Raw genomic sequence first — 25,434 nt, 5'->3', positions numbered from 1 at the left:
TAAGTTCTAAATTGTTAAGACAAATTTGTTAATGTATTTTTTTTATAATAATCTCCTATCGGGATTTCTATTTCTTGAATTTCTATATCTTGTTTCGTAAATGCAGTTATCTTTTCTTTATTTACAAGGTAAGAACGATGTACTCTTAAAAAACGAGAATCCAACTTTTTCTCAAAAGCCGTAATTCCATGTTTTAAAACTATTGTGGATGCATTTTTAAGGTGAATTCGGATGTAATCTTTAATACTTTCTATATAATTGATATCGTCAAATAAAACTTTAATATTCTTTTTATTACTTTGAACATATATAAAAGCGTTAGTTGAAACGGGCTCTTTTTGTGACTGAGCTTCGGGTTTAACACTTTGAATAAATTTTTCAATAGCCTTAAAGAATCGTTCAAAAATAATGGGCTTTAATAAGTAATCAACTGCATTTAATTCAAAACCTTCAATAGCATAATCGCGATACGCTGTTGTGAAAATTACTTTAGGTTTTTTGGTTAGATTTTTCAAAAAATCTGTTCCTTTTAAAACAGGCATTTCTATATCTAAAAACAATAAGTCTACATCTTCATTTTGCAACACTTTATATGCTTCAATTGCTGATGCGCAAGAAGCTACAATTTCAAAGTTATCTAATTGAGATAAGTGTGTTTCAATGAGCTCTCTAGCCAAATCTTCATCATCAATAATAAGACATCTATACTTCATTTGGCGTAATTTTTAAGTTTACAGAATATGAATTTGTTTTATTTTCAATAGCTAAATTATAATTGTTCGGATACAATAAATCGAGCTGCATTTTTATGTTTTGTAAACCGATAGCATCACGATTATCAGCATCATTTCTTTCAGAAACGTTCGGTTTTGTATTCTTTATTTTAAACTCAATTAATTTTGAATCACTTTTTATGCCAATGTCAATTGTTGCAGTATTTATTTCTTGACTAACACCATGTTTAAATGCATTTTCTAAAAATGTGAGTAATAATAATGGCGCAATTAGCGCTTCATCTTGTATATTTTCATTGAACCTAATTTCTACTCGTTTGCCATATCTGATTTTTTCTAAAGAGATGTAATTATGCAACAAATTGACTTCGTTTTTAAGTGGAACATATTTGCTTTTACAGCGATATAAGATATAGTCTAAAATATCTGAGAGTTTCGCAATAACTTCTGGAGTTTTATCAGACTTTTTTAAAGCTAAAGTGTATAAATTATTAAGTGTATTGAACAAAAAATGAGGATTCAATTGATTTCTTAAAGCGTTCAATTCATTTGTTTTCTTTTGTTCTAATAGACTTGCTGTTTCTTTTTGTTTTTTATAATAATTGAATGCAACTAATACAATTGTTGGAGAAATATAACTTGGTAAACTTCCTAAAAAAGTATAAACGTCTGTAATTCTTTGAATAAAATCTAGTGGTGGTCTATATGAAAAATCCTCTTTAAACATTTCTGCTAAATAGAAACATCTAAAGGCAGAATAGAAAACATATGAAATGTAAATCATCAAGAAAGTACTAATAAAAAAGTACACTCTTTTATTATTATTTAACAACTTCGGAATAAAATTATAAATAATAAGATACGCTAAACCAATTTGAAATAAAAGGTCAAAAAGGACAGCTTGAGTTAAAAGAGTTTTATTCTTTTCATACAACCAAGATGTACTCAGGTAATAAAGAAAAACAATGACCCAAAATAGCAAATGCTTAAGTAATGTTTTATTAAAAAATGGAAATATATTCTTCTTACTCTTCATGAAAATTGACGCTTGCAATGGAAAGATTGTAAATCTACAAATTATACTATAACCTTTCTACAATTATAGACGTATCAGTTTTTTGAGAAGATAAACACTAACGATTTGTCTATTAAACAAGTATTCGGTTTGTAACATCTTTCTATTTGCGTAAAGTTAGCTTTTGTCTACTTTTTTAATAATCAATGTTTTAGAGATTTATTTTTACATGAAATTATCTGCAAGATTTTAAAATTTATAAAAAAATAAACCTATTTACTTCTAATGAAACGAATTCCAATTATTACCATAACACTAATCTTGCTTTCTTTTATGGCAAGTTATGCGCAAAACACCAAACTTGAATACTCAAAACTAATTCAAAATGGTTGGAAACTTTGTTTGGCTAAAGAATTTAAAAATTCAGCAAAGCTTTATGAAAAAGCATTTAAGTTAAATGAAAATGTGCCGTTAGCCGATCGTTATAATGCAGCTTGTATTTATGCATTAGCTGGAAATAATGATGGTGCATTTCGTCACTTATTTATTACTGCAAACGAATTAAAATGGGATGATTTTAATCATTTAAAAAATGATACAGATTTAAACTCATTACATACTGATAAGCGTTGGAGTCAATTAACACAACTTGTACAAAAGAATAGAGAACAAGCAGTAGCCCATTTTGATAAAGATTTAGTAGCAGTTTTAGATAAAATATACTTTGATGATCAAAGTACACGAAATAAAATAATGGCGAAAGAAAAGAAATACGGCAGAAACTCTAAAGAAATGGATGCTTTTTGGCAAACCATTCTTAAAAAAGATTCGATCAATTTACTTAAAGTGAGTAAAATTTTAGATACTCAAGGTTGGCCAGATAAAAAACGAATTGGTAAGCGAGGAACTTCTACATTATTTTTAGTGATTCAGCATGCAAATCAAGAAGCTCAAGAAAAGTATTTACCAATGATAACAAAAGCTGTTGCAAATAATAACTTGCCTAAACGACAATTTGCAATGTTTTATGACCGGTTAATTTTAAGACGTGGAGAAAGGCAAGTATACGGAACACAATTAGCAATGAATAGTGAAAGTGAGAAGCCTTATGTATTGCCATTGAAAGATCCTAGAAATGTAGATAAACGTAGAGCAGAAATGGGATTAAATACAATGCAAGAAAACTTAAACAGATGGAACCTTATTTGGGATGTTGAAGCATATATAAAGTTGCTTCCTGCTATTGAAGCTAGAGAAAAAGAATTAGATAAGAAAAATAAGAAAAGCAAATAAATTTATACTATCAAAAAATGAAAATTCAAAAATATACAGCCTTGTTAGCATTCCTATGTATAGTTACAATAGCTAGTGCTCAAAAGAAATCTTCTTTTAAAGAAGTAACTGCTAACACAAAAAAAGTAACAACAAATTATTTTAATAATTACATCAATCTTGATTTTGAAGCAATGAAGAGTCAAGCAAATGAAGATATATCTTTTAATGATACAACAGCAAAATTGATTTTTGGAATTGAATTAGTAGAAGGGAAAAAAGCAGTTTTTGAAAATTTCAAAAAAAACTATGCATCAATTATAGAAATGAAGTCAGCGGTTGTAAGAACTATATTTTCTAGCAATGTTGGAATTTTTGAAATAGAATTGACTTATAAATTTAAAGCTTCTGCTGAAAAAATAATTACAATTAGGAAGATGCCTTTGATTGTTACTTTAACGGTTAAAGATGGTGAAATTATAGAACATAGAGATTATGGAGACTACAATCACTTTTTAGAACAGTATAAAAAACAAGCGAAATAATTGAAACAGTCATTTTTTTAATTCATAAAAAAAAGCTAAAAAAATGACTTGGATGTTAATTAAAAACTAAACCGCACGCTGCTTTCTTTCTTCAAAAGAATAATTCTGATATTTAAAAATCTAAACTAGAGAATGAATAAACAAGTTCAAGAATTAGGAACTGAAAAGATAAGCAAGTTACTATTAAAACAAGCTATACCTGCATCTATAGGAATCTTAGTCATGTCTATAAACATGATTGTAGATACTATTTTTGTTGGTCGTTGGATTGGTGTTATGGCAATAGCTGCAATTACTGTTGTATTGCCAATTGTATTTTTACTTTCTTCTATTGGTATGGGGATTGGAATAGGAGGAAGCTGTATCATATCGAGAGCATTAGGAGCAAAAAATAATTCGAAAGCATTTGAAGTCTTTGGAAACCAGATAAGTTTAACAGTAGGTTTATCTTCTCTTTTTGTATTTCTAGGAACTTTTTTTTGTTTGCCAATACTTCAATTGTTTGGAGCAAATGGAGGAATTGTTGATCCGGCACAAGATTATTTTCACGTGATCATTTGGGGAGTTCCTTTTTTTACGTTCGCAATGATGGGAAATTCAGTGATAAGAGCAGTTGGAAAGCCAAATTATGCCATGCTTACACTAATTTTTCCAGCGATTTCAAATATATTTTTAGATATTGTTTTTATAAAATACATGGATTTAGGGATGTACGGAGCTGGTTTGGCGACAGCTATATCTTATTGCATATCTGGGCTATTTGTATTATGGTTTTTTCTTTCAAAAAAATCTGAATTAAAAATTATCCCTAAGTACTTTAGAATTAATTTTTTCATTCTAAAAGAAATTATTGCTTTAGGAGGAGTTACTATCGCACGACAAGGAACGATTAGTTTATTAATTATAGTCCTAAATTATACTTTATTTAAATATGGCGGAGAGGTTTCAATAGCTATATATGGTATAATTAACCGTGTAATGATGTTTGCGCTATTTCCTGTTTTAGGAGTAATTCAAGGATTTTTACCTATAGCTGGTTATAATTATGGAGCAAGTAATACTGGTAGAGTAAAGCAAACTATAAATACATCTATCGCTTTTGGAACTGGAATTGCAACATTAATCTTTATCTTAATTATGCTGTTCCCAACAGAAATGGTTGGGATTTTTACTGAAGATGAAAAATTACTAAAATTAACGCCCAGTGCTCTGATGATTGCTTTTTTAGCGACTCCAGTAATTACGACACAATTAATAGGCTCTGCATATTTTCAAGCTGCTGGAAAAGCCGCTCCTGCGTTATTTTTAACCCTATTAAAACAAGGAGTATTCTTAATTCCTTTAGTGTTTATTTTACCTTTATATTTCTGCGTAAATGGTGTCTGGATGTCTTTTCCAATTGCTGATATATTATCTACTTTAGTTACGTATATATTTCTGAAAAAGGAGATGAAGCGATATTTAAACTAGCATAAATTCTTTAGTGTACTTTTTTGTTACTTAAATCATATTCTACTCTGACGAAATTATCATTTCCTCAGCTTTTATAAGGGACTTTAGAGTACTTAGCTAACTAATTATAAAATAGAAGTTATGCTTAAAAAATATCCAAAAACAAAATGGACATTAATTTCGATAGCTACTTTATTGGTTCTTCTTATTTCATTTGGAGTATGGTTTATCAATTTGTTGCCGCTAGATGAAATGAAAAAAGATTTATCAATTAGTAAAGTTGAAGATATTCCTTATTTGTCTCAGAACATTGTCCCGAAGAGAGGAAAAATATTGGCAGTAGTTACTAGTAAAGAAACGATGGGAAATAGTGGTAAAACCACAGGTTATGAATTAACAGAATTGTCACGAGCTTATTATATTTTTGAAGCAAATGGTTTTGAAGTTGATGTAGCAAGTCCTTTAGGAGGAAAACCGCCAGTTGTTATTGATGATGATGACATGGGAAAATTTGATTACGCGTTTTTAAATGATTCTATTGCTCAATACAAAACGAGTCATACATTAGCGATGAATGATGTTAAAGCAGAAGATTATCAAGCTATATTTTTTGTTGGAGGAAAAGGCGCTATGTTTGATTTTCCAGAAAATAAAGCAATTCAAGAAATAGTGAAAAATTATTATCAGTCTGGTAAAGTGATTGGCGCAGTTTGTCATGGTCCAGCTGCTTTGGTTAATGTAACTTTAGACAATGGTCGTCCTCTGTTAGAAAATAAAACGGTTAGCAGTTTCACAAATGAAGAAGAACTGCTTCTTATTCCAGATGCAAAAAATATATTCCCTTTTCTTTTACAAGATAAGTTAACTTCACAAGGAGCTACATTTAACAAAGGTGCAATGTACTTAGAAACCATTAGCCATGATACTAATTTAGTAACAGGTCAAAATCCTTGGTCTACATGGAAACTAGCAGAAACAATGATACAGCAATTGGGTTATACACCGAAATATAGAGAAGTAACAGGAGAAGAAAATGCAGGAAAAGTACTTTTGATCTATGAAAATGAAGGTTCTGAAAAAGCAAAAGAATTAATCTATAAAATAATAGTCCAAGAGAAAAAACCTCTTGATAGATTTTTAATAGCTTCGCATAGTATTATAGCTGCAATGAAAGGAGAAATAGGACGTTTCTTTGGATTGATAAGATTAACTTCTTATGCAAAAGATACCGCAAAACTAATTGAATAAGTGTGTTTTTAATCGGTTTTCAGAAATCATGAATCATACATAATTTGTCGTTCTTTTGACCTAAATATCACTAAATTTGAAAAAAATAACCTATTGAGTTTTTTAGAAATTCTTCTTATTATCATTAGTAGTGCAGGACTCTTGCACGGAGTTTTATTTGCTTATTATTTGTTCTTTTTCAAAAAGAAAAAAACACTAACCAATTTGTTACTAGGATTAATTCTGACTTTTATGGCATTCAGAATAGGTAAATCTGTAATGATGAATTTCGGAGATGGTTTAGAGCCTATATTTATCTTTGCAGGGTTGGCTATTTTATTGTTAATTGGACCATTTCTTAGATGGTATGTTTTAGGAATGACACGCCCAAATTTCAAATTATCAAAAAATTATTTTTTTGAATTGATCCCTTTTAGTTTAATCTTTATAATGAGTTTTTTCATTACCAAAGAATTGTTTGAAAACAATAAAATAGTAATTATACTGTTTGGAAGTGTTCTTATTTTCATCTACTTACATCTTGCTTTTTACATTGCTGTTTCATGGAAAATACTAAAAAAGACAAAACAAAAATTTAAAAAAGAAGAGCAAACAAAATCACAAAAAGCAATATTTAGTTGGTTGAGCTTGTTAATTATTGGTTTTGTTATTATTTGGATTTCCTATGTTCTAAACATTTTAGATGACACAGTGCCTTATATTATTGGACCAATTGTGTATTCTGTTGTTATTTATTTTTTAAGTTATAAAGCCTTTCAATTCAAAACAACAGAAATCGACGGAGATACTTTTAAGGCAAATGATGATGCAATATTGTTTAAGAAAATATTTAAATTAATTATAGACGAAAAATTATATATTGAATCTGATTTATCGCTTTCAAAGTTGGGTAAGTTGATTGGGAAAAGTACTCAAAAAACCTCTTCGATTATTAATCAATACGCTAAACGAAACTTTAATGATTTTATTAATTACTATCGAATTCAAGATGCTAAAAAAATGCTTTCTAATCCGGAAAGTGAAAAATTTACCATTTCTTCAATAGCTTTTGATACAGGTTTTAGTAGTCTATCTTCTTTTAATAGTGCGTTTAAAAAATTTGAAAACACAACACCTTCTTCTTACAGAAAAAGCCAGCTTTAATATTGATTAAAGTATCACTAAGGCACTATCTTTTTCGTTTTTAAGTTCTTTTACATTGAAAAAATAAAAAGATTGTAACGAATTTTTATCAAGATTTTTTTTGGAGACCTTAATTTGAATCTACAAACAACTATATTGGAATTAATGAGTTCGTTGTCAATTGTTTTTGATGAAAAGAAAAGCGAACCAAAGTTCGCTTTAAAGTCATTATAATTAGTTACAATTGGTTAGTCTTACATCGGTCTCAGCACATTTAAGACGGATTGAAGGGCAACGAGAAGTTCCACCAGCGCCAATAATTTTAAACAATTGATTCTCATTGATTTTTGAAATAACTTTTTTGTTAAGTTTTAACGATTTAAAATTTCTTTTTTTCATGGTCTAAAGTTTTAATTAGATAAAAAAAGGTATAGAAACAAAATAGTAACCGCTTACGGTAACACCGTAATTAACATTTAAGCAGTAGAAATCATGAAATTTTTATATGAACTATAAAATTACCAATTTAGAAGGTCTGAGCGATTTGGGTAAGTGAAAATTTTATAACCAATTAAGATTAATACAAGAAGTTTAATATAATTCAGAATATTTAGTGCAAGAGTTGCATAAGCCAATTTAGCTGGAGAATTAAATATACTCAGTAAATAATCTGTATCAAAAAGACCGATTAATATCTGAATCAGCCAAATGGATAGATAAACAATAATAAAATGCTTAATTTTCATTAAATCTAATATAAGAATTTAAAATAACAGTTGAAATCATGTATTGCCATAAAAAAACTAAAGAGTCACCTATAAAGTATTTTAAAGGTGACTCTAGCTATTTAACTATACTATTTTTTATTTCTATTCAATCACTACACGTTTTGTAATAACTTCATCTCCAATAGTAAAAACGAAAATATACAATCCTTGTTTTAGTTTTGAACGCAAGTCTAAATTGAAATCTAAGGTTCCTTTATCTAGTTTTAACTGTTCAAAATTCTGTATTTGGTGACCATTAAAATTGTGAATTTTTAATGAGACATCTTTTATATTCGTATCAGCAACAACTTTCACATTCATCATTCCTTTATTTGGATTAGGTGAAACAGAAGTTATAGCTACTCTACTACTTAAAGAATGACCGTAACGCACACAAACCAGGTCTGAAGGTGCAGAGGAAGAACCATCGGAACATAGGGCTCTTACTTGAACAGAAGCACAATTGTTAAAACCTAAAGGTATGGTAACACTTGTATTCAAAGTTTGAATCGGCACGATAGAGATTGGCCAATTACAATTACAATCCTGTAACCAAACATTTGTACTTTCTACAACGTATGCAACAGCTCCTGGAACTGGATTCCAAGCAACCGTACTACCAAAAACCTGTACATTTGTCGGAGCATCTAGTAGACAACATTCTTCAAGTGTAAAACTTTGCTGTAGCCATACTTGACCACAAACGGGATCTTTAATTGACAATTTTATAGCATAAGTTCTATCATGAAAAGTAACAGCATCATTGCCTGGTAAGTTCTCAAAAATATCTATAATATTTATAGGATCATCTAAGTTGCTTGGTATCCAATCCGTACCTACAATCCATTCATAATTCCCACTACTACTTAGAACCCATAGACTCATGAAAATTTCATCAACATCAATACTATCACTTCCATTAAGATATACACCTTCTCCCAAACAGAATGTGTCGTCTTTGTTACCGTCTTTATCTTCGAAGTGATATGCAATAGATAGATCTCCATCTACATACGTAAAATCTTTCTGAAGCGATAATTGACCACAACCAGGGCTTTTAAGTGATAATTTTACAGCATAGGTTCTAGGGTGAAAAGTAACAGCATCAGTACCTGGCAAGTTTTCAAATATATCTGTAACATTTACAGGGTTTTCTAAGTTCCCTTGTATCCAACCTGTACCTACAATCCAAGTATATGTACCACTTGAATTTAATTTATATAAAGTCATAAAATATTCATCAACATCAAAACTATCGCTTCCGTCAAGAAAGACGTCATCGCCTAAGCAAAATGTATCATCTTTCTCTTTGTTTGCATCTTCAAAATGAAAATCTACATTGCTACCATGCATTGTGAAATCATGTTCCAATGGAAACCATCCACATTCATTACTATTAATAGCTAATTTTACTCGATACGTTACGCCATTTTGAAAAATCAGACTTCCGTCTGGGTCATTTGCGTATAAATCAGTAATATCGATTAAACCTGGACTACCATTAAACCAACCAGGAGATGTAGAATTAGAAGATCCTTGACTTGCCAACCAAGTGGTAGTTCCGTCATTGTTAACTCTCCAAACATCCATATAATACTTATTCTGCGAACCTTGAATGGTTGCGTTAGCATTTAAAAAAACAGTTTCTCCATCGCAAAATTCGTCTTTTATGTTTCCTTGATCATCTTGAAAATGAAACGCTAATACTTCATTTATATCACTCTCATCACCTACACCAACAGCATAAAAAGCATTTTGAGTTGCTACTACTTGAGGAGAGCATGCACCAAATAAATCAGTTGCGGCATTAATTGCACCTTCACGAGCAAGTGCAAAAGTAGAACCTGAAGTTAGATATTCGGTTTGCATTCTGTATACTATTTGTTCGGCATCAATAATACCAATTCCATTCACAGTAAATGTATCTCCATTATCATTTATTCCATCAGTAGTTGCTGATCCTTCTACTAATAAAAAGAACCAATGATTTAATACGCTACTGTTTGTATGAACACCTCCAAAATCATCTGTACCAGTAGCCCAAAAAGTACCTTGATACGTATCAGGTAAGTTTAAATTATTCGGATCAGCCATATCCCTTACTGCATACGCAGTAATTAATACATCTTCACCTGCAAACCATCTGTTCTTTTCAGGAGCAGCCATACTTACAACACAAGCACCCCAAATATCTGCCAGCCCTTCATCAAGCGCTCCGGATTCATTTAGATATACTAAATTAGAAGAGAATTGATCTACTGCATGCCCCAATTCATGGGCGCAAATATCTATAGATGTAAGTGGATTCACTGCTGTACCATCACCATCTCCAAATACTATATTGGTTCCAGTCCATTGTGCATTATTAGGAGTAGTATCAACAATATTTCCAAAATTATCTCTGATTGGAAAAATTGCGTGTACAAATGCATTTATTCGAGCATTACTACCATCATAACTATCTCTTTCATGGACGATAGAAAAATAATCATAGGTCATTTCCAATCCCCAATGTGCATCTAATGCAGCTTGATCTTGGTCAGCATTATTCCATTCTGCAGCGGTCCAATCATCGTCTACGTCTAAAAATTCAACAGCGTTGCCTAAAACTTCGCTTAAAGCACCTTGATTATTTCGGGTATGTATTCCATTACCTCTAGTAGCGTCAAAAAGTCTAAAACCGTTCGGAAAACCAATCGCTGCGCCTTGTGTTTCAATATTTCTTTGCCCACTGTACATGGTATCTGCATCTGAAGAACACATCACTTGTTCTTTAGCAACTATGTCACCTGAATTGGCATCAACAAAATAAATAGCTCTGTCAAAAGGTACTAACGTATAGATATCATATTTATAAACTAATTTGTATTCAAAACCAGTTTTCTGATTATTCTTAATTGGAAGAATCACCAATTCACCTTCAGGTTTCTGATAATCACCTCGTAGCGGATTATCTTTATTTTCCCAAGCATAGGCTTTGGCATTAATCTTAGTCAGAAGAGTTCCAAATGCGCTCTGAGAAGAAATAGTTGCAGTTGTTGACGCTAGTTTTACCTCGTAAAATTCGCCATTAGCACGTTTTAGCAATCCATCTTTAGTATGAACTTTATAAATACCATGCTCAACTTTTATGTTGTTGTAATAGTGTTGATAGATGTAATGAGTGAAAGAAAGACGATCCGTTTTTGTATCAATCTTTTTTAGCGCATCATTTGATTTGATTTTTAATTCTTCTTTAAAGAAAGATTGTACTTGACTGACTTTATAAGAATTTGTTTCATTGAAATTGATAAAAGTAGAATTTCCAAGTTTGGAAATTACTTTTCGCTCAATTTTACTTTCTTGTGCTACTCCTTGAAGAAATAGCCCCAAAAAGAGGATACATAAAATAAGTATTTTTTTTGTTTTCATAAGTTTGTGTTTTAATTAGAATTGTTTTTTTGAAGTAAATACTGATTAAATGTAAAGACTAAAAAAGCTCAAAATATTATCGCATATGACAATTCACGGAATTATATACAGCAATTCACGGAATTATGAGAAACTTCAAAAAAATGTATATTGATTCGTGCATTTTGCATGAGGATTTGAAAGCAATTAGCACGTATTTTGAGAAGTATTCTTATTTTTAAGAATGTCTAGAAAAGTTGTATTTTTAGAAAAAGAACAAGAATTCCATACGCATACGTTAGTAAATATTGAAGAATGAGAAAAATAAAACTAAAATATGGTTTATGTACATTGGCGTGTATCATTTGTCTCTTCACATGGTCATGTTCAAGTCAAAAGAAAGTAATTATGTCAAAAAATAAAACAAAAGATATATCATCTGACAAAGGGAAATATATCATATCAGTTCCAGTGATTATAAAGAGTTTCGTTAAAAAAAATGGTACGGTTACAGAACATAAAGAGATGTACATTCGACGTTCAATACAAGATTATTATATAAAATTCTGTGAAAGTAAAATTAGTAGTGAAGATTTAGAAAATCACTTATCTATAATGGATGGAGAAATAAAAGTCGCCACGCTTGAAGTTGAATTTATTGACGGACATTGGGATATTTGTGATGGTGATTTTGAACAACAAAGTAGAATAGGTGAGTACGTCATTATTCATAGAATAGTTAAGTAAAATAGCCAAGAAGTATGGAAATTGATTTTAAAGAGCTTATTAATAAAGGTAAAAAGACATGGAATAATTGGATGCTTGAAAATCCTTCTGTTATTGTTGACATATCTGAATTTGATCTATCTGATTGGGATTTATCAGGATACGATTTTAGTACCATAACTGCTCAATCAACAAATTTTTCTAACAGTAGATTAGTTGGAACAGATTTTGGACATACAGAACTTCTTGGGGCAAATTTCGAAGGAGCAAATATTACAAATGCTAGTTTTGACAATGCAAATTTGGTTGAAGTAAACCTTGTAAATGTCAGAGCTATTAAAGCAGATTTCTATCAAGCAACTTTAGAAGGCGCAAACCTTAGTAATGGTATTTTTATAAAAGCAAAATTTGTAATGAGTCGTTTGGTAAACTCAAAACTTGATGGAGCTGATATAACAGACGCAATAATGTGGGAATCTCAAAGAACTCTATGGTCAATTAATGATATAATATGTGAAAGATGTTTTTGGGGAGAATCTAAACATAATTCTCCTAGTGAATATGAAAAAGGAGAATTTGAAAGATTACATAAATATAATCCAATTATAAAAGTTCATTTTCCGCAAGGAATAAAGCCCTTGGAGTTCTATTCAGTTCCACATTTAGTACATGGTGTCGCAAACTTTTTTGACGGATGTCGAATGAGAATCTCTAGTATTAGTGAAGCTGGAAAAGGAGCGGAAGTAAAAATAGTTCTCGAAGAGCATAAAAAAGAACAACTAGAGCAAATAGGAAATACTTTAAATGACATTCCAAATTTTCTTAGGCAAGATAATAATATAAGTTATTTGAAAGGTGTTAACAAAGGGCTACAAGTCTCAATGGATAAATTGGTTCAAGGACTTATGAAAAAAGGATAAATAACAAATCAATTACGGAAATTTAAAATATGAGATTGATGCTATCAAATATGGAGTTAGCGATTATCTTTTAAAATCAATTCTTTTTATTTGTTTATAATTACTTAGGTTACTTCTGTTTTTCAACTACATATAATTTAATGAGGAACTACATATTGTAGACACCACCATTAATATCAAGTGTAGCACCAGTAATAAAACCATCATATTCAGAGGCTAGATATATAACAGCTCTAGCTACATCATCTGAATTCCCTGCTCGTTGTATTGGAATGCCAGCTGTTGTTTTAGCGGCAGATTCTTTTGTAGTATGTGTATTATGAAATGAAGTCCCAAGAATAAGACCTGGAGCAACTGCATTAACTCTAGTTCCTTGAGGTCCAAATTCTGTTGCAAGCGCTCGGGTAAACGTTAAAATAGCTCCTTTGCTAGTTGCATACGCTAATGATCCTGGGTGACCGCCTTTTCTTCCTGCAAGTGATGCCAGATTAACAATACTACTATTTTCATTTTTCGCCAAATGAGGACCAGCGGCTCGCGTTACAAACATCATTGATGTAAGGTTGATGTCCATAACTTTATGCCAAAAATCAGTTTCCATTTCGTTTAAAAGGTTACGTGCAACAAGCGAACCAGCATTATTGATCAGTATATCCAAACCACCAAGCGCTTCTACTGTTTTTTTTATCATTGTATTTGCATCAGCTTCTTTTGTTAAATCACCAGCTATAGCAACCGATTTTTGTCCTTTCTTAGTTGCGTATTCAACCAATTGGTTTGCTGTATCAGCACTAGAGAAATAGTGAATTGCAACATTGGCTCCACTATCAATAAAGTGTTTGGTGATTGCTTCACCAATTCCTTGAGCACCAGCAGTGATGAGTACATTTTTGCTTGTTAATTTAGTATTGTTTTTCATATTATTCTTATATCAATAGCGTTGATAATCGTAGTTAGATTATTATTTTGATTTATTTGAATTGTATTTTGTATAACAAATGGTTGTGTTAAAAATATTCTATTAATGCTATAATTCCATTATACGAAATGACTAACGAAAAGAACAAGGCTGCATACATTCCAATATACACTCCAAGACTTGTTTTATAATCTTTCATTACTTTTTTACTACTTAATAATAGTATAATTCCAAGTACTACAATTGGCAATACAAATACATTGAATACTTGTGATAGAATTTGAACTTCAATAGGATTTGCTCCAAATGCAGGTCCAATTAAAGCCACCAAACAAGCTATTGCTGTAATGACTCTAAACTGACGCGAATTGGTGTCTATCGTTCCTGATTGATAATCGGCAACTAATAATGGTGCGATGAGTAAACATGGAAATATTGAAGACAAACCAGCACTTAATGCACCAAAAAAGAAAATAGTAACTGCCCATTGACCCGCTACTGGTTCTAAAGTATTTGCCATATCGAGTACATGTGTCACTTCTTTCCCTTGATGAAATAATGCACCAGCAGCTACTGCCATAATTGTTCCGCTTATGATAAATATGAGAATCGCAGCTGTGATGGAATCTCTTTTTTGTTGTTTTATGTTTTTGATAGTCCATCCTTTTCCTTTTACAAATAACGGACGCGATAAAAAGGTTGCTGCTGCCATTGTAGTTCCTACAAAAGCTGCTACTAACATTTTCCCACCTGGTACATCAGGAATACTTGGTATAAATCCTTTAACTACATCTACAGGAAGTGGTTGTACAAAAAATAATGAAAATATAAACGAAAACCCCATTAGGGTTACAAATATGATGAGTATTTTTTCAAAGAAAGTATACTTTCCAACGAGCATTAATAAGTAAAAAGAAACAATAATTATAATAGCTATTGTTAAGACTGTTTCGTACTGAAAATCTTTCAATCCTTCAAAACTTACACTCAATATTTCAAATATAATATTCGATGAAATTCCCAAAATTCCCATGAGCGAATTCCATTGTCCAAAGGTGATTCCAACAATAATTAAAATGGCTAAAACTTTACCGAATTTTAAATGCTTTTTAAATCCGTACAATGCTGTTTCGCCAGTAAGCAATGCATAGTTACCATAGGCAAACATTAAAACACCTGAAAAAAGACAACTTAATAAAAGTACCCATAATAGTTCCATTCCAAATTTACTACCTGCAACAATCATTGAAGTTACACTACCTGTACCAATGGTATAGCCAATGGCAAAAATTCCAGGACCAAACCCTAATACAAGAGCAATGATTTTTTTAAATAAAGACACTTTGTTTTTAGTTGTTGGCATAGTTTTGTGGTTTTAGTTGAGTTTATTGTTTCCAGTTGGTATGATAGAACTTTCTAGTAACATCATCTATTCTTTGATAGGTATGCGCGCCAAAATAATCACGCTGCGCTTGAATGATGTTTGCAGATGAATTTGTGACTGCAAAACTGTTTAAGAAATTTATAGATTCACTTAATGTTGGAATTGGTAAATCATGCAAAATGCATTCAGAGACTACCTTTTTTACTGCTGACTTTAATGTATTGATCTGTTTTATGATGTTCTCATTTGTCAATATATTGTTTGTGTTTTTGAAAGTTGTGACGAGTTCCGCCATTAAATCGGATGTTATGATGCAACCATTTGTCCAAATTCGAGCCAATTCACTTAGGTTTAAGTTCCAATTGTAACTTTTTGAAGCTTCCTGTATAAGAGTAAATCCTTGATAATGATTTATGATTCTAGCAAATTGATATGCTTTTAAAATTTCAGAAGTGGTAATGTTAGGTTTTGTATTTGTATCCGATTGAAAATTGTTATTAGCAATGATTCGTTCTTCTTTATAAAACGAAGTATAGCGAGCAAATAGGGCAGAAGCAATCATGGTACTTGGTACGCCTAATTGCGCACTTGTAATGGTTGTCCAATTTCCTGTACCTTTATTTCCAGCTTTGTCCATTATTTTATTGATCAACCAGTCATTTCCTTCTTTTTTTCTGAGAATGTCAATCGTAATATTCAGCAAATAGCTATTTGTGCTTGTTTTCCATGATGCTAGAATTGTAGCAATTTCATCAGGATTATTACCTAAGGCTTTCAAAATTGTGCATACTTCAGCTAGTAGTTGCATTTCTACGTACTCAATTCCGTTGTGTACCATTTTTACAAAATGTCCGCTGCCTTCATTTCCAATATACGTGCAGCATGGCAAGTCATTTTTATCTTTTGCAGCAATTGCTTCTAAAAAAGGTTGTACTTCTTTATATGCTTCTTTGGTTCCGCTTGGCATGATGGAAGGACCTTTTAAAGCTCCTTCTTCACCACCAGAAACACCTGCGCCAATAAAATGAATGTTCTTAGATTTTAAATAATCGAATCGTTCTTTGGTTTTGTTGTAATTTGAATTTCCACCGTCAATTAAGATGTCTCCGCTTGATAAGAATGGAAGTATATCTTCAATGACAAAATCAATTGTTTTTCCTGCATTCACCATAAGCATAATTTTTCTTGGTGTTTGCAATGAGTTGATAAAAGATGGAATATCGTCAAAAGCTGCTGCCTGTGACAATTCTGGGTAATTTACCTTAAATTTTTGAGCAATATTTTCTTCAATGCCATCAACATGTCTGTTAAACATTGAAATTTTAAATCCTTTGTTGGCTAAATTTCTACAGAGACTTTTTCCCATCACGCCAAGTCCAAATAAACCAAATTGTGATGTGGTAATGCCTTCTTTTTTGATAATTTTTAAAATGGTATTTGTTGGTAAGCTACTATCAATTTTTATAGCATTTTTTGGTTCTTCTAAGGTATCAAATTGTGATTTTAATAAACCTGAACTCATAAAGTGATCTTTACGACTATCAATTCTTTTTTTAATTTGTTCAAACGAACCGTAAAGAAAAATCCATTTTGAATTTTGTTGAATATTTTTAGTTAGAATGTCACGATAGCTTTCTTTTAAAGCAGAACACGCTATGATAATACTATTATCTTTTGTTTGATTAATGGCTAGTTTGTTCAACGTTTGTAACCATTCCAATCTATCAGCATCAGTTAATGCTTGTCCTTGAGACATTTTTAGAATATTACTTTCAGGATGAAAATCATCTCCATCAAAAAAGGGAATATTCAAATCTTTAGACAGTAATTTCCCGATAGTGCTTTTTCCACATCCAGAAACTCCCATAATAAAGATTGCTTTTTTCATTGTATAAATTGCTTTTTTAGACTTGATTAATACATGAGCTTCATTACTAAATTTTCTTCAGTTTTTATTTGCCCTGAATTAGTCAAGCTATTTTCTGATTCCGTATTGTTTTTTGCGCCCCATAAAATAGACACAAACTGAACTTTGTTGTTTTTAAAAGTGTTTTTGGTAATATGTACATTGATAATACCTCTGTGATTTAATAGGATTCGGTTTTTCTCTTTTTCACCACAATTAGTGAATGTACTATTGCTTACTAAAAGATTTCCGCCAATGGTAGATTCGTCATATCCGCCACGGTAATAATCAATGACATTTTTTCTAACGTTTGTAAAATCACAATTAGTTATGGTTAAGTATTCTGTATTGTAATCTCCTTTATCGTTTGTTTCTTCAGATAATTCGAGTCCGTTTTCGCAATTTGCAATGGAAGTGTTTTTAAAAGTAATGTGTTCCGCAAAGGATTCTTTATATACTTTTAAAACATAATTAAAGTTACTGATTTCAGTATTTGAAACAGTTAATCCAAAATGATTAGACATGTTTTCTTTTAAACTTGCAAAAGCATAGTTTGTAGCGTTTCCTTTTAAAATTAAGTTACTTACAGTTAGTTTACCTTTGGGTTGTAATGAAAATAGTGGAGTGTTGGCTTCTCCGGAAAAAATCACTTGTACTTTTGCGTCTCCACTAGATTTAATCGTAAGTGTTTTGTTGATTACTAACGATGTATTTATAGTATACACACCTTCTGTTAAAGCGATGATATCACCAGTAGTTGCTTCATTTATTTTAGTTTGAAATTCTTCTGCCTTTATAACGGTATGTGTTACAGGATCTTTAGCTTCGATTTCATTTGAAAACCAAGTAGTTCCATATTTAGATTTATCTAATATATTTGGATTGGAAACATCGACACCGATAATTGCACCAATACTTTTGTTATCTTTTCTAGAAGTGCCAAATAAATCATTTTCAATAGTATTAAAGTCAAAACCATCATATACTTCTACATTATTAGGGATTCCCGTTGGCAACAGTATATTGTTTGATATTTTTTTTAATTCTAAAGGAACTTCAATAATACCATCATTTAAGCTATTAAATTTCACACCTTGATTCTGTACGATATTACTCTTAAAGAGTACACCATCTGCCTTGTCATGTTCAATAACAATAGATTCGTTTCCTTTTTCATTGTAAATAATATTGTTAGCTACCGTAGTTCTAATCGGTCTTGCCGAACGGATTTCAGATTTTGGCAATACAGAAGCTTGTGTAATGTTTGTTCCTACGCCAAATTGCCATGGCGAATCACAATTTACATACGTATTATAGGCAACAACAACATCTGTAACCTGATTATAACGGTTTAAAGGTGATTTAGGAATACCGTTCATTACTGCCAATGGGCTTCTAAAGCTTTTTCCTTTTAAATTAAAAAAGTAGTTATTAGTTACCCAATGTCCTGTATTGATCAAACGAATACCTCCAATATTTTCATTTGTTGAATCTCCAATGAAATAATTCCCATCAATAATGCAGTAATTCCCATGACGTGTTACTAGAGAACCTTCACTTTTATAGAATACGTTGTTTCTAAATTCGTTAAAGTTTGTTTTACTTGAAATTACCTCAACTTCGCCGTTACACTCTTCAAATAAGTTATTAGCAACCATTGTATAACTTGGAGACATAGATGTGTAACTATTCCCCAATTGGATAGTTTCTCCACTTGGTCCACCTTTTACTGGTCTTGGCCCGAAATGATTATTTACAATTTGATGATAATTATTAATGCTTTCAATGCCAGCAAGATTCACTCTAACAGTTGGACCTCTGTTTGTTTTCCCAGCTATATAACAGTTACTCAATTCGTTGTGCCTTCCCCAAAAGTTCACCCATAAATCACTGTTGTCTCGTTTAGGCTTATTAAAATCTTCAATAACACAATTCGTAAGTTTACAATGTGTCGCTATTTCATCGGGCATACTTTTATGACTTATTTTAAAGTCTACAACTGCCTTAGATGGTGAAAATCCATTTTTAAAGTGTAAACCTTCTACAATTAAATATTCACCTCCAAATTTTAGATAAGATTCACCTTCAATGGTAACCTTTCCAACTGTTTCTGCTTTAATAATAATAGGATTTTTTTTAGTCCCTTTTCCTCTAAACTTTATTTTTACATCTTTCCAAATACCATTTTTGAGGACGATATCATCACCCGGTTTCGCTTTTTTAATTGCGTCGTTTAATTCTGTTATATTCTCAACTAATGAATTATTAGTATTACCAGAATTACTGTGATTATCAACATTTCTTTGACAAGAACATATAATAAAAGCTGTTATTAGTATATAAAAGAGACTTCTAATCATAATTTTATGATGCTAAAATTAAATTGGTTTACCAGATTGGTTTACCAAATATATAAATATATGTATGTCTTACAAATTTTTAACAAAAAAATATACCAATCGTTCAAATGATCAATGCATATTAATAATAAAATTAGGTTGAAAAGAGAGATGTTATGTTTGTAGTATTAGGATAAAAAAGCTTTAGTACATGATCTAGCTATTTCAAAAATTAAGAAAACTGTTAAAAGAAGTTGTGTAAAATTATAAATAAAGAAAATTAAAAATGTGCATCATTTATAAAACACTCCGTCTTAAAGGGTGAATTAAAATTATAAACGATGCAAAACAATAATTTACCCATAGCAATAATTGGTGGAGGACCAGTAGGATTAGCTGCTGCTGCACACTTAACTATAAAAAATATTCGATTCATTGTATTTGAAGCAGGACAATCTGTAGGACAAAATATGTTGTCATGGAGTCATGTTCGTGTCTTTTCTCCTTGGAAATATAATATTGATAAAGCTGCTAAAGAACTTTTAGCGAAGACAAATTGGATTGCTCCAGATGAAGATGGACTACCAACAGGAAAAGAATTAGTAGAAGATTACTTTAAACCATTAGCAGAGTTACCACAAATAAAACCTAACATTCACCTAAATTCTAAAGTACTTTCTATAGGAAGAAAAGGGTTAGATAAAATGAAAACTTGGGGACGTGACGACAAACCATTTTCAATAAAGGTTGAGGAAAATGGAGCTATCAATTATTATGAAGCAAAAGGAGTGATAGATGCTACAGGAACGTGGAATCAACCAAACCCTATAGGTTCAGGCGGTGTTTCGGCAGAAGGTGAGCAAGAATTAAAAGGTCATATTTTTTACGGAATTCCAGATGTAAAATCTAGCTATATAGATCGTTATAAAAATAAAAATGTAGTGGTTGTAGGTGGCGGACATTCTGCTATTAATGCATTATTAGATTTAGCAGAGATTCAGAAAGAATATCCAAAGACACAACTTAATTGGGTGTTAAGAAAAGATAATATGGATAAAGTGTATGGAGGAAAAAAGGATGATACCTTAGAAGCCAGAGGTGCTTTAGGTATCAGAATTGAGGAATTGGTGAATAGCGGAAAGTTAAATGTTTATACGCCTTTCCATATTTTAAAATTAAACAAAGTTGATAGTGGAATTCAAATTATTGGTGACTTAAATGGAGAGAAGAAAACTATTAAAAATGTAGATGAAATTATTAGTAATACAGGCTCTCGCCCTAACTTAGATATGATTCGTGAAGTACGGATAGATTTAGATTCATCATTAGAATCTGTATTTGATTTAGCCGAACTGATTGATCCAAATGTTCATAGTTGTGGAACTGTAAGACCTCATGGTGAAAAAGAATTGCGTCATCCAGAAAAAGGTTTTTATATCGTTGGTTCAAAAAGTTATGGTAGAGCGCCAACTTTTTTAATGGCAACAGGGTACGAACAAGTACGTTCTATTGTTGCTTATATGGCTGGCGATATTGAAGCTGCTGAACGCATTGAATTAAACCTTCCACAAACTGGAGTTTGTAATTCTAATCTTGGTGGAGGTGATGATGTAGCTTGTTGTGGAGCTGAAGAAATAGAAGAAGAAACAAGCGGCATTTTTGCTAATGCATCAGAAGGCGACGGAAAGAAAGTTGTAGCAAAAATAGGGTGTTGTTAAGAAAATAATGCATCATTTTTAAAAGAGTGCGTCTTAGCAAGTGAAGTGAATAACAATTAAATAAAAAATATAAAATCGTAAACAAATGAAAACAAGAAATTCAAGCATAGAAATAAAAGAAGTTCAAGCAGATGGTGGATGTTGTGGTTCAACAATGGAAACTGCTAATACCACTACTAATACTGCTGAGCAACAATGTTGTGAACAACCTACAGATGGTTCTTCTTGTTGTGATGATAGTGAAACTAAAGAAGCAAATATTGCAAACGTAGGGTGTTGCTAACAAAACATATAATATTAAAAAAACAAAGCTCCTCATTTCGAGGAGCTTTGCGTGCTAGTGATGTAATGGCATTTTCAACTTTAGTTGATATCAAACAAGAGCAAAATGTTTTACAATCAATCTCTAGTGTAAGTGCATGGTGGGATTTAGGAACAGCTTTAAGGGCTTTTATAGGAATCTATACCATTGAAATTACAGGAATGCAGCATCTATTTTTATCTTTGTTTATAATCACTACTATTTTATTCATCAATTATTATATTAAAAATGCAAAATCAAGTTACACAACTATATAACCCTTTATTTGGTTACGTTAAAAAGCGTGTACGCAATCAGGAAGATGCAGAAGATTTAACTCAAGACGTATTTTTAAAGTTATCTAAATCAAATAACAATGGTGTCGATAATCTTAAAAGTTGGGTATATACTATTGCAAAAAATACAATTACTGATTATTATCGAAAGAAACAGCTTGAAACAAATTCGATTGAAGATGACTCTTATTTTGATCATGAAATTAATAAAGATGCTGGTATAGAGTTGGGAAAATGTGTAAATTCTTTTATAAAACAATTGCCAGAAGAATATAGTGAATTAATGATTTTGTCTGAAATAAAAGAAGTGCCTCAAAAGAAAATCGCTGAGCAGCTCGATATGAATTATGTAACAGTACGTTCAAAAATTCAGCGAGGACGAAAAAAATTAAAAGAATTATTTGAGGGTTGTTGTACTATCTCGCAAGGCGGAAAAGGAAGTATTTTAGGGTTTGAATCAAAAACAGGTTGTGATCGTAAAACATCTTGCTCTTGATTTTTGCATCATTATAGAATTATTACGTCTAGAAAAATAAACTTTACTTATGAGTCAATTTGATATAGCTCACGATACTTACGAACATAAATTTGCTAAGAGTAATCCTAATTACTTAAAAGCAATGTTTGGGACAATAGATGTTCAACCACTTTGGATTGCCGATATGGATTTCAAAATCGCAGAACCAATTACAAACGAACTGCAACGCCTAGTAAATAGAGGTATTTATGCATATGAATTTGATCCTAATACAATATTTCAGGCAATTGCTGACTGGAATTTAAAGCGTCATCAATTAAAACTAAATAGCAAATCTTTTATTCAAGTATCAGGTGTACTTACTGGTATAGCTGTATTGATTAGAGAATTGTCTAACGAAGGTGATGGAGTGTTAGTTCAAACTCCAGTGTACCATCAATTTTATAATATTATTAATACTGCCAATAGAAAAATAGTACGAAATCCGCTCAAAGTTGTTAATGGAAAATATGAAATGGATTTTGAAGATTTAGAGCGAAAACTACAAACAGAAAATGTAAAAGTTTTATTGCTTTGTAATCCACACAATCCAGTAGGTCGTGTATGGAATACGCAAGAGTTACAGAAATTAACACAATTAGCAGACACTTATAATGTTAGGATAATTAGTGATGAAATTCACTCAGACATTATCTATTCTAAAGCTACATTCAATAGTATTGCATCAGTTAGTAATAAACATATAGCGATTTTAGGCTCACCAGCTAAAACTTTCGGAATGCAAAGCATCTCTAATGGTTATCTTTATATTTCTAATGGGGAAATTTTCTCAAAAGTTAAAGCAACCATAGGTTCAATGTATCTCGATCATGGAAATGCATTTTCAACTTTTGCAACCATTGCTGCCTACACAAAAGGAGAAGAATGGTTAAATGAATTGATTACATATTTGGAAAAAAGTATAGAGTGGATTCAAGATTTTGCAGAAAAGGAATTGCCACCGATAAAAGTATTTGTTCCTGAAGGTACTTATCAAATTTGGTTAGATTTCAGTAAATTGAATTTATCAAGTGAAGCATTAAATGATTTAGTTTTTAGCAAATCAAAATTAGCTCTAACACCAGGAACATGGTTTGATAAAGGTCATTCTCAATTTATGCGTATGAATATAGCGTCACCTTTACCGAAGCTTCAGGAGGCCTTTTCTAAATTAAAAACTGCAATACATGAAAATATATGATACGTTGGTTATTGGTGGCGGACAAGCAGGGCTTTCAGTAGCTTACTTTTTAAGACGTAACAAATTAGATTACCTTATTTTAGATGATCAAAAAAAAGCTGGTGGTTCATGGCTACAAACTTGGGAGAGTTTAAAATTATTCTCACCGACAGAATATAGTTCACTTTCGGGTTGGGGAATGCCAAAAAGTGAAAATGAATATCCATCAAAAGACGAATTCATTTCATATCTAGAACAATACGAATCAAGATATGATATTCCAGTAAAAAGAAACACAAAAGTTATTTCGGTTCGTAAAGAAAATGATCTATTTAAAGTTGAAACGAATCAAGGTGCATTTTACAGTAAAACGCTTGTAAGTGCTACTGGAACTGCGCAACAGCCTTTTATTCCTAACTATTCCAATCAAGAAATATTTAAAGGAGAACAATTGCATTCTTCTCACTTTAGAAATACAAATAATCTTGTTGGTAAAAAAGTATTAATAATTGGAGGCGGAAATTCTGGAGCACAAATCTTAGCTGAGGTTTCTAAAGTTACACAAACTCAATGGATTACTCTAAATGAACCTTATTTTTTGCCAGATGATATAGATGGTCGCTATTTATTTAATGCGGCAACTCAACAGTTTTTGGGCAAATCGACAAATGCTCCATCTGGCATCAAAGCTTCATTAAGCAATATAGTAATGATTGAAAGTGTAAAGGAAGCACGAGATAGAAATGTATTACATGCTAAACGTCCATTTAAATCGTTTTATGAAGATGGAGTTATTTGGGATGACAACAGTAAAGAAGAATTTGATGTTGTGATTTGGTGTACAGGATTCAAGGCGAATTTAAATCATTTAGAATCGCTAAATATTATTGAAAATAATCGTATAAAAACACAATATACACATGCTGTAAAAGAACCTAATCTTTGGTTGGTAGGTTATGGCAGTTGGACAGGTTTTGCATCTGCAACAATTTATGGAGTTGGTAAAACAGCAAGACAAACTGTCAAAGAAATCATTGAATCTTTAGGTAAATAAAAAATAATTAAATTTTCCTGCATCATTTTTTAAAGCCTTCGTCTTATCAGATAGAAACAAATGTTTAATTCAAAAATCTGATAAAAATGAAATTCAATTTAAGATCATTAGCCGTAACAATTACAATGGCAATCGCTATGCTATTTAGCGCAAATGTTAATGCGCAATCATCTTGTTGTGGAGGAGAAAAACACGACGAAAAAACTTGCACTACGGATCACAAAGGTGGCGAAAAATCTGCTTCTTGCGGAACAGCATCTAAAACTAATGAAGCTACATCTGGATGCGCACCATCAAGTTGTCGTGGTTCGCAAACAAAATTTGGAGAGGCAAAAATTATTTCAAATTTGAGAAGCAATCTCGTAGCTCTTAAAGCTGAAATGGAAAAATCTAAAACTACAAAGTTTGAGGCGCGTTCATACGATATTCATGGTGTAGTCGGTGAAACGGATGATGAAAGCTTACAAATAATTGTTGAAGAAGTTAAATTAATAGAAAAGGAGTTTTCTAACCAAACAAAGTTTAAACCTTTAGCCTTTGGATTGCCTGAAAATAAAGCGAAGCAAATCATTTATTTAGCAAGTAGAATAGAAGAACTTAAAAAATTCTTGTAATAAATCCCTAATTAT

The 25,434-nt window shown here is 31.3% G+C and carries 22 protein-coding genes; 14 read left to right on the top strand and 8 right to left on the bottom strand.

Features of this window, described 5'->3' with window-relative positions; genetic code table 11:
- Positions 1–14: 14 nt before the first annotated feature.
- Positions 15–713 (bottom strand): LytR/AlgR family response regulator transcription factor, encoded by a 699-nt coding sequence (locus ACUUYC_RS22370; protein ID WP_474269551.1) that lies wholly within the window; start codon positions 711–713, stop codon positions 15–17.
- Positions 703–1,518 carry a sensor histidine kinase gene (locus ACUUYC_RS22365; protein ID WP_474269549.1) on the bottom strand — a complete coding sequence of 272 codons (816 nt, stop codon included), beginning with the start codon at positions 1,516–1,518 and terminating at the stop codon, positions 703–705. The genes ACUUYC_RS22370 and ACUUYC_RS22365 overlap by 11 nt, the downstream gene beginning before the upstream one ends.
- A 516-nt stretch (positions 1,519–2,034) precedes the next feature.
- Between ACUUYC_RS22365 and ACUUYC_RS22360 the strand changes: the two genes are divergently transcribed.
- The 5 genes from ACUUYC_RS22360 to ACUUYC_RS22340 all read left to right on the top strand — a co-directional run bounded on the left by ACUUYC_RS22360 (position 2,035) and on the right by ACUUYC_RS22340 (position 7,409).
- Positions 2,035–3,042, top strand: coding sequence for a DUF6624 domain-containing protein (locus tag ACUUYC_RS22360; RefSeq protein ID WP_474269548.1), 1,008 nt, complete (start codon positions 2,035–2,037; stop codon positions 3,040–3,042).
- A 17-nt stretch (positions 3,043–3,059) separates the two neighbouring features.
- Positions 3,060–3,566, top strand: a complete 507-nt coding sequence (locus tag ACUUYC_RS22355; protein WP_474269546.1) for a nuclear transport factor 2 family protein — start codon at positions 3,060–3,062, stop codon at positions 3,564–3,566.
- Between the two features lie 132 nt (positions 3,567–3,698).
- Positions 3,699–5,036: an MATE family efflux transporter gene (locus ACUUYC_RS22350; RefSeq protein ID WP_474269545.1), complete on the top strand. Its 1,338-nt coding sequence runs from the start codon at positions 3,699–3,701 to the stop codon at positions 5,034–5,036.
- Positions 5,037–5,159: 123 nt separating this feature from the next.
- Complete coding sequence (locus ACUUYC_RS22345; RefSeq protein WP_474269544.1) at positions 5,160–6,266, top strand: type 1 glutamine amidotransferase domain-containing protein; 1,107 nt, start codon at positions 5,160–5,162, stop codon at positions 6,264–6,266.
- 93 nt (positions 6,267–6,359) lie between these two features.
- Complete coding sequence (locus ACUUYC_RS22340) at positions 6,360–7,409, top strand: AraC family transcriptional regulator (RefSeq protein WP_474269543.1); 1,050 nt, start codon at positions 6,360–6,362, stop codon at positions 7,407–7,409.
- A gap of 213 nt (positions 7,410–7,622) precedes the next feature.
- Here the strand turns inward: ACUUYC_RS22340 and ACUUYC_RS22335 are convergent, their stop codons facing one another.
- Positions 7,623–7,787, bottom strand: coding sequence for a class I lanthipeptide (locus ACUUYC_RS22335; RefSeq protein ID WP_474269542.1), 165 nt, complete (start codon positions 7,785–7,787; stop codon positions 7,623–7,625).
- A gap of 470 nt (positions 7,788–8,257) precedes the next feature.
- Positions 8,258–11,566, bottom strand: a complete 3,309-nt coding sequence (locus ACUUYC_RS22330; RefSeq protein WP_474269541.1) for a M4 family metallopeptidase — start codon at positions 11,564–11,566, stop codon at positions 8,258–8,260.
- A 387-nt stretch (positions 11,567–11,953) separates the two neighbouring features.
- Between ACUUYC_RS22330 and ACUUYC_RS22325 the strand changes: the two genes are divergently transcribed.
- Both ACUUYC_RS22325 and ACUUYC_RS22320 read left to right on the top strand, forming a co-directional pair.
- Entirely contained in the window at positions 11,954–12,292 is a 339-nt protein-coding gene (locus tag ACUUYC_RS22325; RefSeq protein ID WP_474269539.1) for a hypothetical protein, read from the top strand.
- A 14-nt stretch (positions 12,293–12,306) separates the two neighbouring features.
- A complete protein-coding gene (locus ACUUYC_RS22320) occupies positions 12,307–13,191 on the top strand; it encodes a pentapeptide repeat-containing protein (protein ID WP_474269538.1) in 885 nt (294 codons plus the stop codon).
- Between the two features lie 148 nt (positions 13,192–13,339).
- On the opposite strand, the gene ACUUYC_RS22315 is transcribed toward ACUUYC_RS22320, so the two are convergent.
- The 4 genes from ACUUYC_RS22315 to ACUUYC_RS22300 all read right to left on the bottom strand — a co-directional run bounded on the left by ACUUYC_RS22315 (position 13,340) and on the right by ACUUYC_RS22300 (position 19,760).
- Entirely contained in the window at positions 13,340–14,110 is a 771-nt protein-coding gene (locus tag ACUUYC_RS22315) for an SDR family NAD(P)-dependent oxidoreductase (RefSeq protein WP_474269537.1), read from the bottom strand.
- Positions 14,111–14,198: 88 nt separating this feature from the next.
- On the bottom strand, positions 14,199–15,473 hold the full coding sequence (locus ACUUYC_RS22310; protein ID WP_474269536.1) for an Nramp family divalent metal transporter: 1,275 nt from the start codon (positions 15,471–15,473) through the stop codon (positions 14,199–14,201).
- A 22-nt stretch (positions 15,474–15,495) separates the two neighbouring features.
- Complete coding sequence (gene gndA, locus ACUUYC_RS22305; RefSeq protein WP_474269535.1) at positions 15,496–17,382, bottom strand: NADP-dependent phosphogluconate dehydrogenase; 1,887 nt, start codon at positions 17,380–17,382, stop codon at positions 15,496–15,498.
- Positions 17,383–17,408: 26 nt separating this feature from the next.
- Entirely contained in the window at positions 17,409–19,760 is a 2,352-nt protein-coding gene (locus tag ACUUYC_RS22300) for a chondroitinase-B domain-containing protein (RefSeq protein WP_474269533.1), read from the bottom strand.
- A gap of 320 nt (positions 19,761–20,080) precedes the next feature.
- Between ACUUYC_RS22300 and ACUUYC_RS22295 the strand changes: the two genes are divergently transcribed.
- From ACUUYC_RS22295 to ACUUYC_RS22265, 7 genes are all read left to right on the top strand, one after another.
- Positions 20,081–21,457, top strand: coding sequence for an NAD(P)/FAD-dependent oxidoreductase (locus ACUUYC_RS22295; RefSeq protein WP_474269531.1), 1,377 nt, complete (start codon positions 20,081–20,083; stop codon positions 21,455–21,457).
- Positions 21,458–21,542: 85 nt separating this feature from the next.
- Positions 21,543–21,740 carry a hypothetical protein gene (locus tag ACUUYC_RS22290; RefSeq protein ID WP_474269530.1) on the top strand — a complete coding sequence of 66 codons (198 nt, stop codon included), beginning with the start codon at positions 21,543–21,545 and terminating at the stop codon, positions 21,738–21,740.
- A 65-nt stretch (positions 21,741–21,805) separates the two neighbouring features.
- A complete protein-coding gene (locus ACUUYC_RS22285; RefSeq protein ID WP_474269528.1) occupies positions 21,806–22,036 on the top strand; it encodes a hypothetical protein in 231 nt (76 codons plus the stop codon).
- Positions 22,008–22,550, top strand: a complete 543-nt coding sequence (locus ACUUYC_RS22280) for a sigma-70 family RNA polymerase sigma factor (RefSeq protein ID WP_474269527.1) — start codon at positions 22,008–22,010, stop codon at positions 22,548–22,550. Before ACUUYC_RS22285 ends, ACUUYC_RS22280 begins: the two co-directional genes overlap by 29 nt.
- Before the next feature lie 49 nt (positions 22,551–22,599).
- A complete protein-coding gene (locus ACUUYC_RS22275; protein ID WP_474269526.1) occupies positions 22,600–23,772 on the top strand; it encodes a MalY/PatB family protein in 1,173 nt (390 codons plus the stop codon).
- Positions 23,759–24,805 (top strand): ArsO family NAD(P)H-dependent flavin-containing monooxygenase, encoded by a 1,047-nt coding sequence (locus ACUUYC_RS22270; RefSeq protein ID WP_474269525.1) that lies wholly within the window; start codon positions 23,759–23,761, stop codon positions 24,803–24,805. The genes ACUUYC_RS22275 and ACUUYC_RS22270 overlap by 14 nt, the downstream gene beginning before the upstream one ends.
- Positions 24,806–24,891: 86 nt before the next feature.
- On the top strand, positions 24,892–25,419 hold the full coding sequence (locus ACUUYC_RS22265) for a hypothetical protein (protein ID WP_474269523.1): 528 nt from the start codon (positions 24,892–24,894) through the stop codon (positions 25,417–25,419).
- Positions 25,420–25,434: the final 15 nt, after the last annotated feature.

The sequence above is a fragment of the Kordia sp. E genome, assembly GCF_056033805.1.
This window is presented reverse-complemented; position numbering and strand designations above follow the sequence as displayed.

What these genes read in the sequence shown, in the direction of transcription:
- ACUUYC_RS22370 (WP_474269551.1), bottom strand. Translation starts at nt 713, where the DNA reads ATGAAGTATAGATGTCTTATTATTGATGATGAAGATTTGGCTAGAGAG.
- ACUUYC_RS22365 (WP_474269549.1), bottom strand. Translation starts at nt 1,518, where the DNA reads ATGATTTACATTTCATATGTTTTCTATTCTGCCTTTAGATGTTTCTAT.
- ACUUYC_RS22360 (WP_474269548.1), top strand. Translation starts at nt 2,035, where the DNA reads ATGAAACGAATTCCAATTATTACCATAACACTAATCTTGCTTTCTTTT.
- ACUUYC_RS22355 (WP_474269546.1), top strand. Translation starts at nt 3,060, where the DNA reads ATGAAAATTCAAAAATATACAGCCTTGTTAGCATTCCTATGTATAGTT.
- ACUUYC_RS22350 (WP_474269545.1), top strand. Translation starts at nt 3,699, where the DNA reads ATGAATAAACAAGTTCAAGAATTAGGAACTGAAAAGATAAGCAAGTTA.
- ACUUYC_RS22345 (WP_474269544.1), top strand. Translation starts at nt 5,160, where the DNA reads ATGCTTAAAAAATATCCAAAAACAAAATGGACATTAATTTCGATAGCT.
- ACUUYC_RS22335 (WP_474269542.1), bottom strand. Translation starts at nt 7,787, where the DNA reads ATGAAAAAAAGAAATTTTAAATCGTTAAAACTTAACAAAAAAGTTATT.
- ACUUYC_RS22330 (WP_474269541.1), bottom strand. Translation starts at nt 11,566, where the DNA reads ATGAAAACAAAAAAAATACTTATTTTATGTATCCTCTTTTTGGGGCTA.
- ACUUYC_RS22325 (WP_474269539.1), top strand. Translation starts at nt 11,954, where the DNA reads ATGTCAAAAAATAAAACAAAAGATATATCATCTGACAAAGGGAAATAT.
- ACUUYC_RS22320 (WP_474269538.1), top strand. Translation starts at nt 12,307, where the DNA reads ATGGAAATTGATTTTAAAGAGCTTATTAATAAAGGTAAAAAGACATGG.
- ACUUYC_RS22315 (WP_474269537.1), bottom strand. Translation starts at nt 14,110, where the DNA reads ATGAAAAACAATACTAAATTAACAAGCAAAAATGTACTCATCACTGCT.
- ACUUYC_RS22310 (WP_474269536.1), bottom strand. Translation starts at nt 15,473, where the DNA reads ATGCCAACAACTAAAAACAAAGTGTCTTTATTTAAAAAAATCATTGCT.
- gndA (WP_474269535.1), bottom strand. Translation starts at nt 17,382, where the DNA reads ATGAAAAAAGCAATCTTTATTATGGGAGTTTCTGGATGTGGAAAAAGC.
- ACUUYC_RS22300 (WP_474269533.1), bottom strand. Translation starts at nt 19,760, where the DNA reads ATGATTAGAAGTCTCTTTTATATACTAATAACAGCTTTTATTATATGT.
- ACUUYC_RS22295 (WP_474269531.1), top strand. Translation starts at nt 20,081, where the DNA reads ATGCAAAACAATAATTTACCCATAGCAATAATTGGTGGAGGACCAGTA.
- ACUUYC_RS22290 (WP_474269530.1), top strand. Translation starts at nt 21,543, where the DNA reads ATGAAAACAAGAAATTCAAGCATAGAAATAAAAGAAGTTCAAGCAGAT.
- ACUUYC_RS22285 (WP_474269528.1), top strand. Translation starts at nt 21,806, where the DNA reads ATGGCATTTTCAACTTTAGTTGATATCAAACAAGAGCAAAATGTTTTA.
- ACUUYC_RS22280 (WP_474269527.1), top strand. Translation starts at nt 22,008, where the DNA reads ATGCAAAATCAAGTTACACAACTATATAACCCTTTATTTGGTTACGTT.
- ACUUYC_RS22275 (WP_474269526.1), top strand. Translation starts at nt 22,600, where the DNA reads ATGAGTCAATTTGATATAGCTCACGATACTTACGAACATAAATTTGCT.
- ACUUYC_RS22270 (WP_474269525.1), top strand. Translation starts at nt 23,759, where the DNA reads ATGAAAATATATGATACGTTGGTTATTGGTGGCGGACAAGCAGGGCTT.
- ACUUYC_RS22265 (WP_474269523.1), top strand. Translation starts at nt 24,892, where the DNA reads ATGAAATTCAATTTAAGATCATTAGCCGTAACAATTACAATGGCAATC.